Here is a 13,518-nt window from a genome sequence, read left to right as displayed (position 1 = left end):
CTCGACACCGACGCGCCGGGCGCGCACGGCCGCCAACTCGGCAATGCCCTGGGCTTTACCCGTTTCCGAGCCGCACAGGATGATGAGTTCCGGCAGCGGCTCTGTGGTGGTCGCTTCGGCCTATCCGGCATTCGCGGCGCCGCCGCCGGCGGCGGCGAGCCCGGCGAGGTAGCCGCTGATCCAGGTCAGCTGCTCGCTGTGTAGCGTCGACAGCAACTGATTGAGCTGCGCGGCCTGCTCGGCGTTCAGCGGGCTATTCGTATCCAACAGGGGCCCGGCCATGGTGCGCTCCTCTCCGCATCCCGATTCTGCGAGTGTCCGAGGATAGCGCTGCTTGACTATACACAACAATCATAAATAAGCATTTGAATATTCTTTATCGTAGTAAGTGCGCGGAGAGGGATGACAAGGCTGTGCAACTTGGCGTCGTGGCCGCTTCCCCCGTGGTTGCGTTATCAACCTCCGCTCCTCAACCATCCGCCGTCCGCAAGCATCCATGTCCGCGCCGGAGTAGCGGTAAGCTTGCCCACTGACTGGACTCGCGCATTCCTCTCAGGGCGCTTTATCCGCGCGGATGCGCAAGGCGTTGTTGCTGACTGATGCTCGCTTGCGCGGTTCGGTGTACCCTACTTTGGTAACGTGTTTGCTCACAGCCGAGTTATGAGGAATTCTTCGCAATGTATCCTTTAGCGTGCGCGTGGTTGCGCGGGCACTCCTTATATAAGGTACCTCATTGGAGCTTGCTCCTTCATCGGAGCTTGCTCCGGTGCGACACCGCGCGTCCACGGTTACGACGCGAGGCGGCTCAAGGTCGCTCCGGTGATCGCTTGCCCTTCTGGTCACAGGTCCTGGCGTCGCGGCGAGCCGTTAAACGGATCCGATCGAGCCGTGGCGCTGCCGTGGTGGGCGGCCACGGCTGAAGGACGAGTAAGAGGCGGGCTACCGGTTCCCGGTAGGCGATCTGGCATGCGCTGGTCGAAGCCAAGGCCCCATCCCATCGACATGGTTCGGCTGCGCGACGATCGGCCCAGCGGCGAAATCCCGTTCGTCAATCTCATTCTGATTGCACTGTGTTTCGGCATATTCAGCTGGCAGGTGACGCTGGATCCCCTGGCACAAGTGCATGCCGTGTACGGCTTGGGCACGATTCCGGCAACATTGATCGGCAGCGCGCATTTATCGGCCGATGTCACTCTCATTCCGCCGGTATTCACGCCGCTGACGTCAATGTTCCTGCATAAAAGCTGGATGCATTTGCTGAGCAACCTCTTTTATCTGTGGCTATTTGGCGAGAACGTTGAAGACCGTATGGGCCATCGGCGCTACTTGTTTTTCTATGTGGTGGCAGGTGTCATCGCGGCGATTGCTCAGGCGTACCCGGAGCCGTATTCGACCGAGCCAATGATAGGGGCGAGCGGCGCCATATCGGGCGTACTGGGCGCTTACGCGATGCTCTTCCCCCGCGCCAATGTACTGGCGCTGATACCCTTGGGGCGGGTGACACAGCTAATACGGTTGCCGGCCGTGCTGGTGCTCGGTCTCTGGTTCATTCTGCAACTGCTGCTCTCGGCACTGGGTGCCGACCCGGGCACCGGGTTTCGCGCCCATATCGGCGGTTTCATGGCGGGCGTCATTCTTTCGCCGTTCTTCCGCCGCAAGGGGGTGCCGCTGTGGCAGTAGAAGCCAACCGCCGGTCAGCATCGGCGCCCACCGCCATTGCGCCGGGCCGGCCAATTTCTTTTGCGTAGATGATATTCCACTTCGCGTCTGAGGTTATCTTCAAACGCGCGGGCCTCGAGTTCCCCGTCGACTTGCGCAAGTAGCGCCTCGAGTTCTTCCCGGCTCATGGACGCAAGATCGAAATCTCTCGTGATGCGATTGGGTTGCGTTATCTTCTCCATTCCTCAATCCGGATGATTCAACAAGATCTGCACTTAGGCCGGCAACGAACCCGTGCCGACATTGTTGCATTATGTTTTGTTGGCGTATTAACGGCGACTTCGCCGATTTGATAGATCATACACAATGTCGCAGTGCGCAAATTCAGCTAGATCACAAAACGCCGAATTACTTTGCGAGTCGGTATGCATTTTCTGTGATTGCCGTTTGCGTAAAAGAGTGACGAAAACGTGGGCGCATCGCAGTTTATGGAGTCTTGGCCCGGATGCATCTGGCGCATACGGCGCCGCGACCGCCTCGGAGCGAATTCGGTGGAGGTCAGTGAGATTGCCCCAATGCGGCTTGAGAGGGTGAGGGCGTTGGGTCGTTTGATTCCCCTATGCACGTCCGGCGGTTTTTTTATCCTAGCGCAATTGTTTAATCGAGCATACCGCAGAAGATCCCCGCCGGTGATTATGCCCTTGTCGTGGACGCGGCGGACGAATAGTATTGAAGGCGCATGTTCTGATAGGGTTTCGGCCGGCGCGATCAAGGTGAGGGCGTGAAACAGGACCATCGAATCGAAAAGGGGAAGCTGCTTCGGCTATTGGATGAGGTGCCGTTCGGCCATGTGACGAGCAGCGTTCATGTCATCGATACTGCGACCGCAAAGCGGCACGAGCTCGCGGGCGTTTCCCTATATTCCAATTCCCAAGGCTGGACGGCTCAGGTCAATTGGTGGGCGGTCGTGGAGACCGATGAGATTACGTTGCGCGTGGGGGACACCGCGAGCGGGGAGCGTGCTTACGAGTTGCGCGATGAATACCGGGATCCCGTTCACGTGGTCGACGAGGAGCAGGGCTCGCCCATGACGGACGATGAGGTATCCGCCATCGTGGCGCAGTCCAAGCTGGCCAAGTCCTGGGAGCAGGATGTGGTGACGGTGCTGAAGGACACCCGCGTACGGCGTGCCACCCTGCATTGATGCATGACTCGGGCTCGCGCTCTCGACTCGAGCAGAAGGCCGCCGGGGCTCGAGGCAGAGCGCGGCATAGGGTGCGCTTTTGCAACACTGGCAGCCGGCCCCGCTCGTGAGAATCGCCTTGGCCGTCCGTGCGGGATTGCCACAAGGCATCAGAGATAATTGAACAAACTGAGCCCCTGAATCTTGGCGAAGCTCTGCTGGGCCGCCTGCAAGCCAATGAGATGCTGCTGGAGCTTGCTTACTGCACTGGCATAATCGAGATCATCGATGGCGCTCTTGGCGGCTTGGAGGTTGAGCGTGGCTGCATCGTTAGCCTCCCGTCCGCTTTCCAAGGCGTTCAACCGGCCACCTACCTCGGCGCGAATCGTGAGTAGCTGATTGAGCGCCTGGTCGAGATTCTGCAGCGTCTGATTGCCGACGTTTTGAAACGCGGCGCTGCCGCGCTCCCCATCCTCGGCGCTTTCCAGCGCCGTGGCGAACCGCTCGACCGTATCGAACAGCGATTGGAAGCCGCTCGGCGTAACGCTGAATTGATCGCCTTTTGCCGGCGTTCCGTCGAACGACACGCTCAGGCCGTCGAAGCGAATCGGCTGACTGGAGTCGTACGGCTGCGTCGTCGTCGGTGTGCCATCCTGGGATAGGGTATAGGTCAAATCGCCGGAGAGGTCGGTGTCGAAGGTCAACGTGTAGGATGAGCCCGTCAGGGCGCCCGGATCGGTGATGCTGATCGGAGCGATGACGCCGCTTCCTGTATTGGCACTTGCTGCTTCACCGACGAATCGCCCGTCGCCAGTGCGCATCTGCATGAACACTTCATAGCCTGTGTGAGTGCTCGCCAATTGGCGATCGGGGGCGATCCGCGTCGTCCGCTGACCCTGATCGCCTTGATAGGTGACCTCGTTGCCGACCTGTAGAAACGGTCGCGTTTGGCTCTGCAGCCCGGAGAACAAATACTCCCCGTTGCCGTCGGTGCTGTTGGCCAACTGCACGAGTTGCTCGAAGCTTTGACGCGCTTCGGCGCCGATCTGTTTACGGTCGGCGGCCGTCTGGGTGGCGTTATTGGCCTGCACCGCGAGTTCGCGCAGGCGCTGGACAACGTTCTGCGCCTCATTCAGGACCGATTCTTCGAGCCGCATCCGCGGCTCGATCTGATCGGCGCTACGGTTGTACGCCTCAATGGAGCCGAGAGACTCGGCAAGCTCCAGCGAGAGGGCGGCGCCGGCCGGATCGTCGGCCGGAGTGAGTATGCGCTGCCCGCTCGCGATTTGCTGCTGCACTTTGGACAGTCGGCTCTGCTGATTGAGCAGGGCGTTCAGACTGAGCTGTTGGTACTGATTAGTCGAGATTCGCATCAAGGCTACCCTCTCACGGCCGCCAACAGGGAGTCGAACAGCGTATTGGCGATGGAGATCGCTTGCGCCGATGCCTGATAGGCCTGTTGATATTGGAGTAGGTTGGCGGCTTCTTCGTCTAGGTTCACGCCGGAGACCGCCTCCCGCGCGGCCTTGGCGTGATTCAGCACGCTCTCCTGGGCATCGCGATTGGTGGTGGCGCGCAAGGTCGCCGTGCCCACCTCGCTGACGAGACCGCTGTAGGTTTCCTGAAAAGTCGCGTTGCCGCCATCCAGAATGCCGGTGCTCGCCAGCTTGCCGAGTTCGAGGATATTGCTGTTATCGCCCACGGCGTTGCTGTTGTTCTCGATCGTAAATTGATCTCCATCGCTGGGCTGCCCGGAGAGCGTGAACTGCACGCCGCCGAGGCCGGGGAGGGATCGCGAGACGCCGTTGCTGTCCATGCTGGGGTTATAAGCGATGGTGGTGCTCGGGTCGCCGTTGACCAGGAAGCGATTGTTGCCGGCATCGAAGGTCAAGGTGTAGGGGGCGCTGAGCGGCAGCGAGGCAGCGCTTGATACGCGTACGTCGGCGATTTTACCACTGCCTTGGTTTTGCGGTGTCCCCGAGGCGGTTGTCGCCTCGGCCACTCGCACGGGGGCGGCCGCGGCAATCTCGCTGGCCCGGGTGATGGCCATGTCGATACCGCCAGCGCCCCCGCGGGTCGGACGAACCAGAAAGGAATCCCCGGCCACCGCGCCCGAGACCTTGGAGACGTCGATGAGCATTCCGTCGACACTCTGGGGTACGCTGCTGATCGCGGTGGCGGTATCGGTGCTCAGATTGGACAACGTCCAACCGCTGCCAGTGTAGCTCAGCCGGTAGTTTGCGCCGGTCAATGCCCCCACCGCGCTCGGATCGAGCCGAGCAAGGCCGGCATCGGGCGTTCCAACCGTGCCCTGATCGCTGAGGACCTGCGGTTGCGCGACTCGAAAAATATCACTGCCGAGCTGCCCGCTCGGCGTGTCGGCGAATTGCAACCCGAGCCGATTCTGACTGTTGACCGCCTCGGCGATGCTGGTCGCGATCAAGCCAAGGCGGTCACTGGTGGGCTCGAGGACTTCGCGTCGGAAATCCAGCAGTCCTCCGAGCGAGCCACCCTGGATGTTGGACGTTATATTGACGGGCGTGCCGTCGCTGCCGGTGATGGCGATCTCCGAAAGCGCTCGGTCGCTGCGTCCCGGCAGGCTTTGTAGACGATTGGCGCTGAACTGGCCCACCAGCGTCTGACCGTTACCCACGAAGACGTCGATGCTTCCGTTATCCGCGGCAACGGTCTTGGTCGATACCAGCGAGGAGAGCTTCGTTACCAGGGTATCGCGCTGATCGAGCAGATCATTGGCTGGCTGCCCACCCGCGCTCGCCTGTGCGCCGACGATCGACTCATTGAGCTGGGCGATCTGCTCGGCAAGGTGATTGATTTGCTCCACCTGGCCTTGCAGCTGCTGCTCGACTTCCGCACCCAACTGGCCGAGCTGGCCGTCGAGAGAGTGCAGCCGGGAGACCAGGTTCCGGCCCGCGGAAAACAGCGTCTGCCGGGCGGGCACGGACGAGGGATCGGTCGCGACGTCCTGAACTTTGTCGAAGAATGCCTGCAACGTCGGCGAAAGCCCGGCCGTCTGGTCGGCAAGCAAGTTGTCGATGCGCCCGGCGTAATCGGCGAGCGTCGCAAGACGTTGATGCTCCGAGGAGCTCGTCTGTACCGCGGTCTGCCGGCTCTGGTCGAACGCCCGGATCGTGCTTGTGACCTGCACGCCGGCACCCACGAAGCCATTGCCATAGGCATCCGGCGCACGCGCGGCGAGCTCGGCACGCTGGCGGCTATAGCCTTCCGTGTTGACGTTGGCGATATTGTGCGCGGTCGTGTTGATCGCGCGCTGAAAGGCGAGCAAGCCGGAGATGCCGCTGCTGAACACATCACCCATGGGATGAGCTCTCCCCTCGTAGCCGCCTATAGGCCGGCACAGTCCTCATTAGATATTCGTCCTGTCAGCCGTTTTCTTGAATTCCGCCTGGCCGATCTGCAGCCGCTCGCTTTCCATGATGCGCCGGATTTTCTCGGCGTAGGCGGGATCCGTCGCGTAGCCCGCGCGCTGCAAGCCGTGGAGGAAATGCAACGCGTCGCCACCGCTGTCGAGCGCATCGGCATAACGCGGCTGGCGGCGCAGGAAGTCGGCGTAGTCGGCGAAGGCCTCCTCAAGCGAGCCGTAGGCTCGAAAATCGGCGCCCTCGCGCCTTGCCACGCCATCGCGATATTCCAGCGTCGCCACCCGCACCGTATCGCCACGCCAGCCGCCATGGGCCTTGATGTTGAATAGGTTGAAGCTGGAGCGACCGTCCGGCCGCCGCAGCACGTGCTCTCCCCAGCCGGTTTCGAGCGCGGCCTGAGCGATCAGGGTCTCGGGCGGCACACCAAGGGACTCGGCGGTGCGCTGGGCCACCGGGTAGATCGAGCGCACAAAAGACTGGGGCGACTCCCACGGGGTCGCCTGGCCGCTCGCGGCGGGCGCTGCCGCCGCCTCAGCGGGGGCCGGCGCGGCGATCGCGTGGCGCCGGTAGGCCGCCAGCGGGTGCTCGCTCGGCGCTGCCGGGGCCGCTGTGCTTGAAGCGCTCCGCCCAAGGAGTTGGCGCTCCACCATCGCGGCGAGCCCCACGCCGCGCCCCTCTGAGATGTTGCTTGCGATCTGCTGGTCGAGCAGTGACTGGTATTGCTTGACCCCTTGCCCGCCAAAAAGCGAATCCCCCGGCGTGGCGGCCCGCATGCTCTTCAGCAAGGTCTGCACGAACAGCGACTCGAACTGCTTGGCCACGGCGCGCATCGACTCGGGCGTCGGATTGCGCAGTTCACGGCGCAGCTCATGCAAGCCGCGGCCGTCGAGCGCATTGCCGTATGAAGTGGAGTTCGGGACGGTCATGGCTGAGCGATACTCCTGCTCTCGCGGCGGCGATCAGATAACGATGAGCTCGGCGCGTAGCGCGCCGGCTTGCTTCAATGCTTGCAAGATTGCTACCAAGTCGCTCGGCGAGGCGCCGACGCGGTTTACCGCCTCGACGATCGCGGAGAGCTCGGTGTCGGGCGCGAACAGGAACATCGGCCTCTTGTCCTCGGTGATCTGCACGTCGGATTGCGGATTGACCACCGTCTGGCCCCGTTGTGCGAACGCCGAGGGCTGGCTCACCCGGGTGTTTTCGCTGATCGTCACCGTGAGGCTGCCGTGGGTGATGGCCGCAGGCCGCACCTGCACATGACTGCCGATAACGATGGTTCCGGTGCGGGCATTGACGATCACCCGGGCAGGGGCCGCGCCCGGGGCGACCTCCAGATTCTCCAGGTAGGAGATGAAGCTCACGCGCTGATTGGCATCGCGGGGCGCCGTTACTTTGACGGAAACCGCGTCCAAGGCTTCTGCGCTTTCCGGCCCGAGCGTGTCATTGACTCGCTTGGCGACCCGTTGCGCGGTGGTGAAATCCGGCGTGTGGAGGTTGAGAACGATCGACTCGCCCAGGGCAAAGGGTGAAGCGACGGCGCGCTCAACGGTCGCTCCGTGCGGAATACGCCCGGTGCTGAGCACATTGACGACGATCTTAGAACCGTCCCGGCCCGATGCGCCGAAGCCGCTGACGAGCAAATTTCCTTGCGCCATCGCATAGACGCTGCCGTCGACGCCCTTGAGCGGGGTCATCAGCAGATTGCCACCACGCAGGCTTTTGGCGTTGCCGAGGGAGGAGACGGTCACGTCGATCTGTTGCCCCGGCTTGGCGAAAGCCGGCAGCTCTGCAGTCACCATGACGGCGGCCACGTTCTTGAGCTGCATCCGTTGGAGCTGGGCGGCCGGCAGCTGAATGCCCTGCGATGCCAGCATGGCGCGGATGCTTTGCACGGTAAACGGTGTCTGGCTGGTTTGATCCCCGGTGCCGTCCAAGCCCGCCACCAACCCATAGCCCACGAGCTGATTGGGCCGCACCCCCGCCACCGAGGCGAGATCCTTGATGCGCTCGGCCTGGACCACGGTGGCGATCAGGAGCAACCCGAAGGCCAGCAAACGGTTGATGCGCTGTGTCATTCCCTCGACTCTCCGATCAGTTGAGTAGCGATCCTAAAAGGGCCATATAACGCTCATGAACAGGCGCGAGAGCCAGCCTACGCGGCTGCTATCGGCCAAGGCGCCGTCGCCCGTGTAGCTGATGCGGGCATTCGCGACCCGGGTCGAGGGCACGGTGTTGCCGGGGCCGATGTCGTAGGGACGCACCTCTCCGGTGAGGGTGACGTACTCGTCCCCTCGGTTGAGCGTGAGCTTTTTCTGCCCCTGTAGCACCAGATTGCCGTTGGGCTTGACGCGCACGACGGTCGCGGTGATGACCCCGGAGAGCGCGTTGCTCTGGCTCGCGCTTCCGCCGCCCTTGAAGTCCTGATCGCTGTTGACGTCAAACGAAACCGGGGTGCCGTTGTAAACGAGCGGTTTGCCCATAAGCGTCGGGGTGGGCAGAGCGTAGCTGTACTGGCGCCCGAGTTGTGTGTTCGCGTCTTTGCTGGCGTTTGTCTCTTCAGCGAGCGTGATCGTGACGATATCCCCGACGCGGCGGGCCGTGCGGTCCTCGTAGAGGCGAACGTCATAGCCGGCCTGGTAGATGGAGCCGTTGACCGCCTTGGGGGGCTGCTCCAGCGTGGGCTCGGGCAGCGCCCGCGGCGGCTGTGACGGGGTGGTGGCGCAGCCGCAGAGCACCAGCCCTGCTAGGATGACAATGACGATTCGCATGGTTTCCCTCCGCCGAATAGCCCGCAACGTCAGAGATTGTTGGTAATGAACTGCAGCATTTGATCCGCGGTCTGAATCGCGCGCGTGTTGGTCTCGAAGCCGCGCTGAGTCTCGATCATGTTCACGGGCTCCTCGGCGATGTTGACGTTGGAACTCTCCAGGGCGCCCGCCTGCACCGAGCCGAGGCCATTGAGACCCGGTGTTCCGGGCTGGGCCGAGCCGCTCGCGCCGGTCTCGACGAACAAATTGCGGCCGATGGGTTTCAGTCCGGCGGGATTGATGAAGTCGGTGAGCTGGAGGTTGCCCACCTGTGTCGGGGTCGCCGAGCCCGGAATTTGCACGCTCACCGTGCCGTCCGCCCCCACGGTTACGCTCTGGGCGTTGGCGGGAATGTTGATGGTCGGCTGCAGCGGGAGTCCGTCGTCGGTGACGACTTGTCCTTGATTGTCAATCTGAAAGGACCCGTCGCGACTGTAGGCCACGCTGCCGTCGGGCTGCAGGATCTGGAAAAAGCCCCGGCCGTTGATCGCCAGATCCAGGGCATTCCCGGTTTGCACGATATTGCCCTGCGTGAATGCCTTCTCCGTGGCGGCCACCCGCACGCCGGTGCCCAGCATCAGGCCGCTGGGAAGCCGGGTGCTCTGTGAGGACTGCCCGCCGGCTTGACGGACGGTCTGATAGACCAAATCCTCGAATTTGGCACGGTCCTTCTTGAAGCCCGTGGTGTTTACATTCGCCAGATTATTGGCGACCGTCGACATGCGCGTCTGCTGCGCGTCGAGTCCTGTTTTGGCAACCCAAAGAGCGGGATTCATGAGTGCATCCTCCTTGAAAGTGCTTGCGTTACATCTGTTAATTGCAAATTATGTGCCCTCGGCGTCACGAGGCACGCAGCAACCGCTGAGCGGCCTCGTCGTTGGATTTGGCCGTTTCCATGAGTTTGACGTATGTCTCGAAATGGCGAGCGTTGTCGATCATATTCACCAGCGCGTCCACGGTATTCACATTGCTCGCCTCTAACGCGCCGGAGGCAATGCTGACCCCGGCATCCACCTCGGCCGGCTCGCCACCGTTGAGGCGAAACAGGCCATCGTCTCCCTTGCGCAGCGCCGTAGACGGCGGGTTCACTAGGCGCAGACGATCGAGGACAACCGGCGCATTGTCCGACTGTCCGACCGGGATGATCGTAATCGTGCCGTCCTGACCGACGGTGATCTGTTTGGCCGGCGGAATCGCCACCGGTCCCGCGTTGCCCAATACCAAGTGGCCATCACCCGTTTGCAGAAGCCCACCATTGGCAATCTGCAGGTCGCCGCGGCGCGTATAGGCCTCGGTGCCGTCCCTGGCCTGCACCGCAAACCACCCCTCGCCATTGACCGCGACATCGAGCGAACGGCCGGTGCTTGTCAGATGTCCCGGCGTCATCGAGCTCCCTAATGCGGTCTCCACGGAATACACCCGGCTTGCGTATCCCGGCCCCGTCACCGATTGGCTCAACAGACCGTCCAGATCGGCGCGGAATCCCGGCGTATTGGCGTTGGCCAGGTTATGGTTGTTGACCTGCTGGGCCTTCAGCGCGTGCTTGGCCCCGGTCATAGCGATGTAGAGAAACCTGTCCATAAACTGTACTGCTCCCGGTGCGGAGCGCGGTCACCGGCTGACGACCGCGCCGTTGACTTAGCGAATATTCAGGACACTCTGGGTGATCTGATCCTGGGTGCTGATCATCTGGGAGTTCGCCTGGAAGTTGCGCTGAGCCGTGATCATGTGCACCAACTGCTCGGTCAGGTTGACGTTCGACTTCTCCAACGCCCCGCCCTGAATCGAGCCCACGCCCGAGGAGCCTGGCGCGGCGGTGACCGGCGCTCCGGACTCGAAGCTCTCCACCCAATGGGTGTCACCGACTTGGCGGAGATTTCCCGGGCTGGCGAAGCGGCTCAGGGCGATCTGGCCGAGTGCCTGGGATTGACCGTTGGTGAAACGGGCGAGGATACGGCCGTCGTCCTCTACCGCGAGGCCTGCGAATTGCCCGGCCGAATAGCCATCCTGCGACAGCGATTTGACGTCGAACACGGAGCCATACTGGGTCAGCGACGAATAATCGACGCTGATATTCGACGTGCCGGCGCCGGCGTAATTGAACGGGAAAGTCGTGGCTCCGCTTGTGGAGACGAACTGACCGGCGCTGTCGAACGTCACGGTAGTGGGGCCCTTCGTCCCAGTACCGTCGTCGCCGTCGACGTAGACGTCCCAGACGTTATCGCTTTGCTTTTGGAAATAGAGCGTCGCGAAATGGTCCTTACCCTGGGCGTCATAGACCGTCGTCGACGTGGAGAAGTTGTAAGTCGCAGGGTCCGCAGGATCGAAGGCGGTCCCGATGGCCGCGGCCCCGGAGTCGAGGTTCGCGCTCAGGCCAATGTTGGCGCTCGCCTTGGGGGCGACGTTGCCGACGTTGACCTGGAGGTCCCCCTGGGCTCCACCGATACTGCCGTTTGGCCCGGCGAGATAACCGGTCAGACGATGGCCGTGCCCATCGACGATGTAGCCATCGCGATCGAGCTCGAATGCCCCGTTGCGTGAATAGGTCGTGGCACCGTTATCGTTCAATGCGAAGAATCCGGTGCCATTTACGGCGAGATCCAGGGTGTTGCCCGTGAAATCGAACTGACCCTGGGTGAACTGCTGGGACACCGAGGCGAGCCGAGTACCCTGGCCGATGGACGTGCGCGCCATCCCAAGATTGCTCGTCGCGTAGAGATCGGCGAATTCGGCGCGCGAGAATTTGAACCCCGTCGTCGCGCTGTTCGCCACATTATTGCCGGTTACGTCCAGGTCCGCAGACGCCGCGTTGAGACCGGTCAAGGCTGTTTCAAATGACATGCGCCATTTCCTCCGTGCTTATTTGACTTGAGTAACTGCATCAAGGCTGACTGCGCCCAGGCCATCGAGATTGAGCTCGAGGCTCTGGCCCGCTCCAAGCGTCACGCTATCGACTCGCGCCGGTGCTCGCATCGGCAGCGACACACTCTGCCCATCGATCTGCGATTGCGCTTGCAGCTGATAGGCGCCGGACGGCATAGCCTTGCCTTCAGCGTTTCTACCGTCCCAATGAAGTGCCGCCTCTCCGGCGGGCTGTGGACCGAGTTCGATGCGGTGCACGACCTGCCCCGCATCGTCCAGCACGGCAACCGTCAGATTGCTGACGGCCGTGGGCAGCTGCACGCTGGCCTCCATTGTTCCGTCGGCCGGCAGATAGCCGCGATCGGAGTCGACAACGACTTGACGCCCGACCAGCGAGGCAGCTTGCAGGGCCAGATTGCCTTGCATGTTGGTCTGGAATGCCTGAAAGGAGCCGTGCAACTGGTCGATTCCCGAGGCCGAGGTGAACTGGGCGATTTGCGTCAGAAACTCGCCGTTGGACATCGGCTTCAGCGGATTCTGGTTCTGCAGCTGCGCGACCATCATCTTGAGGAAATCGTCCTGGCTCACTTGTTTGGAGGCGGGCTGGGAGGCATCCGCAGCACCGCCGACACCGTTTCCGGTCAACGCCGATAAGTCGAGCATTACTGGCCTCCGGCCCTTAGCTTCCGAGCTTCAAGGTCTGCAACAGGAGGTCGCGCGAGGTGCTCACCACCTCGACGTTGTTTTGATAGGAACGTGACGCCGAGATCATGTTCACCATCGCCTCCACCGTGTTCACATTCGATTGGTAGACATAGCCATTGCCATCGGCCAACGGATTGTTCGGCTGGTATAAGGGCTCGGCGGCGGCGGAGCTGGTGACAATGCCGCGCAGCTGCACCGGTACCGCCGGGGAATCGCCGTTGGCCGCATCCAGGGCCGCGGCAAACACCGGTTGGCGGGCCTTGTAGGCCTGCTCGGCTGTGCTCGCGACCGTCCCTGCATTTGCCAAATTACTGGCGGTGATATTCAGCCGCAGTGCCTGTGCGCTCATTGCCGAACCGGCGACGTCGAAAATATCGAAGAGGGCCATGATCAATTTCCTTTGATGGCGCCGAGTAGGTTTTGGATGCGGCCACCGAGAAACTGCAGGGCCGCCTGATACTCGAGCGTGTTCTGGGAGAAGCGCGCCTGCTCACGGTCGAGCTCGACGGTATTGCCGTCGAGTGAGGGATTGGCCGGCACGCGGTACTTGACCGTTGATTTTCCGACGCCGGGCTGTTGTGACCCGATATGGCGGGCGTCGGTCGTGCGCAACGTGCCGTTGCCGGTGTTCGCCTGTCGCATCGATTCATTGAAGTCGAGATCACGCGCCTTGTAGTTGGGAGTGTCCGCGTTGGCGATGTTGCTCGCCAGGAACTGGGTGCGCTCGGCACGCAGCTTGAGCGCCGACGCGGGCAAACCGAAGGCTTTGTCCAAAGTACCGCTCATGTCGTTTTACCTCGTTGCAAATGAGTTGGCGGTGATATAGCAATATGCGTGCCATACGTTGTGCAGTCGTTTTCCGTGATAGGCCCCGCTGGGTAGAGGTTGGCAGGAGAAATGC

At 62.1% G+C, this 13,518-nt stretch carries 14 protein-coding genes; 2 read left to right on the top strand and 12 right to left on the bottom strand.

Annotated elements, in window-relative coordinates:
* Nucleotides 1-120: 120 nt before the first annotated feature.
* Nucleotides 121-282 carry a hypothetical protein gene (locus AC52Q4_RS05415; protein WP_495535784.1) on the bottom strand — a complete coding sequence of 54 codons (162 nt, stop codon included), beginning with the start codon at nucleotides 280-282 and terminating at the stop codon, nucleotides 121-123.
* A gap of 684 nt (nucleotides 283-966) precedes the next feature.
* On the opposite strand from AC52Q4_RS05415, the gene AC52Q4_RS05410 reads away from it, so the two are divergent.
* Both AC52Q4_RS05410 and AC52Q4_RS05405 read left to right on the top strand, forming a co-directional pair.
* Complete coding sequence (locus AC52Q4_RS05410; protein ID WP_495535783.1) at nucleotides 967-1,680, top strand: rhomboid family intramembrane serine protease; 714 nt, start codon at nucleotides 967-969, stop codon at nucleotides 1,678-1,680.
* 760 nt (nucleotides 1,681-2,440) lie between these two features.
* A complete protein-coding gene (locus AC52Q4_RS05405) occupies nucleotides 2,441-2,863 on the top strand; it encodes a hypothetical protein (protein WP_495535782.1) in 423 nt (140 codons plus the stop codon).
* A 149-nt stretch (nucleotides 2,864-3,012) separates the two neighbouring features.
* Here the strand turns inward: AC52Q4_RS05405 and flgL are convergent, their stop codons facing one another.
* The 11 genes from flgL to flgB all read right to left on the bottom strand — a co-directional run bounded on the left by flgL (nucleotide 3,013) and on the right by flgB (nucleotide 13,403).
* The gene (flgL, locus tag AC52Q4_RS05400) at nucleotides 3,013-4,215 is read right to left on the bottom strand and encodes a flagellar hook-associated protein FlgL (RefSeq protein ID WP_495535781.1); all 1,203 of its coding nucleotides are present in this window, start codon (nucleotides 4,213-4,215) and stop codon (nucleotides 3,013-3,015) included.
* 5 nt (nucleotides 4,216-4,220) lie between these two features.
* A complete protein-coding gene (flgK, locus tag AC52Q4_RS05395) occupies nucleotides 4,221-6,179 on the bottom strand; it encodes a flagellar hook-associated protein FlgK (protein WP_495535780.1) in 1,959 nt (652 codons plus the stop codon).
* A 48-nt stretch (nucleotides 6,180-6,227) separates the two neighbouring features.
* Nucleotides 6,228-7,169 carry a flagellar assembly peptidoglycan hydrolase FlgJ gene (flgJ, locus tag AC52Q4_RS05390; RefSeq protein WP_495535779.1) on the bottom strand — a complete coding sequence of 314 codons (942 nt, stop codon included), beginning with the start codon at nucleotides 7,167-7,169 and terminating at the stop codon, nucleotides 6,228-6,230.
* A gap of 33 nt (nucleotides 7,170-7,202) precedes the next feature.
* Nucleotides 7,203-8,318: a flagellar basal body P-ring protein FlgI gene (locus AC52Q4_RS05385; RefSeq protein WP_495535778.1), complete on the bottom strand. Its 1,116-nt coding sequence runs from the start codon at nucleotides 8,316-8,318 to the stop codon at nucleotides 7,203-7,205.
* 33 nt (nucleotides 8,319-8,351) lie between these two features.
* Nucleotides 8,352-9,011 (bottom strand): flagellar basal body L-ring protein FlgH, encoded by a 660-nt coding sequence (gene flgH, locus AC52Q4_RS05380; RefSeq protein WP_495535777.1) that lies wholly within the window; start codon nucleotides 9,009-9,011, stop codon nucleotides 8,352-8,354.
* A 29-nt stretch (nucleotides 9,012-9,040) separates the two neighbouring features.
* Nucleotides 9,041-9,826, bottom strand: coding sequence for a flagellar basal-body rod protein FlgG (gene flgG, locus AC52Q4_RS05375; protein ID WP_495535776.1), 786 nt, complete (start codon nucleotides 9,824-9,826; stop codon nucleotides 9,041-9,043).
* A 64-nt stretch (nucleotides 9,827-9,890) separates the two neighbouring features.
* Nucleotides 9,891-10,631, bottom strand: a complete 741-nt coding sequence (locus AC52Q4_RS05370; RefSeq protein ID WP_495535775.1) for a flagellar basal body rod protein FlgF — start codon at nucleotides 10,629-10,631, stop codon at nucleotides 9,891-9,893.
* 57 nt (nucleotides 10,632-10,688) lie between these two features.
* A complete protein-coding gene (flgE, locus tag AC52Q4_RS05365) occupies nucleotides 10,689-11,891 on the bottom strand; it encodes a flagellar hook protein FlgE (RefSeq protein ID WP_495535774.1) in 1,203 nt (400 codons plus the stop codon).
* An 18-nt stretch (nucleotides 11,892-11,909) separates the two neighbouring features.
* On the bottom strand, nucleotides 11,910-12,575 hold the full coding sequence (locus tag AC52Q4_RS05360) for a flagellar hook assembly protein FlgD (RefSeq protein ID WP_495535773.1): 666 nt from the start codon (nucleotides 12,573-12,575) through the stop codon (nucleotides 11,910-11,912).
* A 16-nt stretch (nucleotides 12,576-12,591) separates the two neighbouring features.
* A complete protein-coding gene (gene flgC, locus AC52Q4_RS05355) occupies nucleotides 12,592-13,005 on the bottom strand; it encodes a flagellar basal body rod protein FlgC (RefSeq protein ID WP_495535772.1) in 414 nt (137 codons plus the stop codon).
* A gap of 2 nt (nucleotides 13,006-13,007) precedes the next feature.
* Nucleotides 13,008-13,403 (bottom strand): flagellar basal body rod protein FlgB, encoded by a 396-nt coding sequence (gene flgB / locus AC52Q4_RS05350; protein ID WP_495535771.1) that lies wholly within the window; start codon nucleotides 13,401-13,403, stop codon nucleotides 13,008-13,010.
* Nucleotides 13,404-13,518: the final 115 nt, after the last annotated feature.

The organism is Nitrococcus sp., assembly GCF_059432795.1.
The sequence above is the reverse complement of the archived record's forward strand: the minus strand, read 5'-3'. Positions and strand labels throughout refer to the sequence as shown.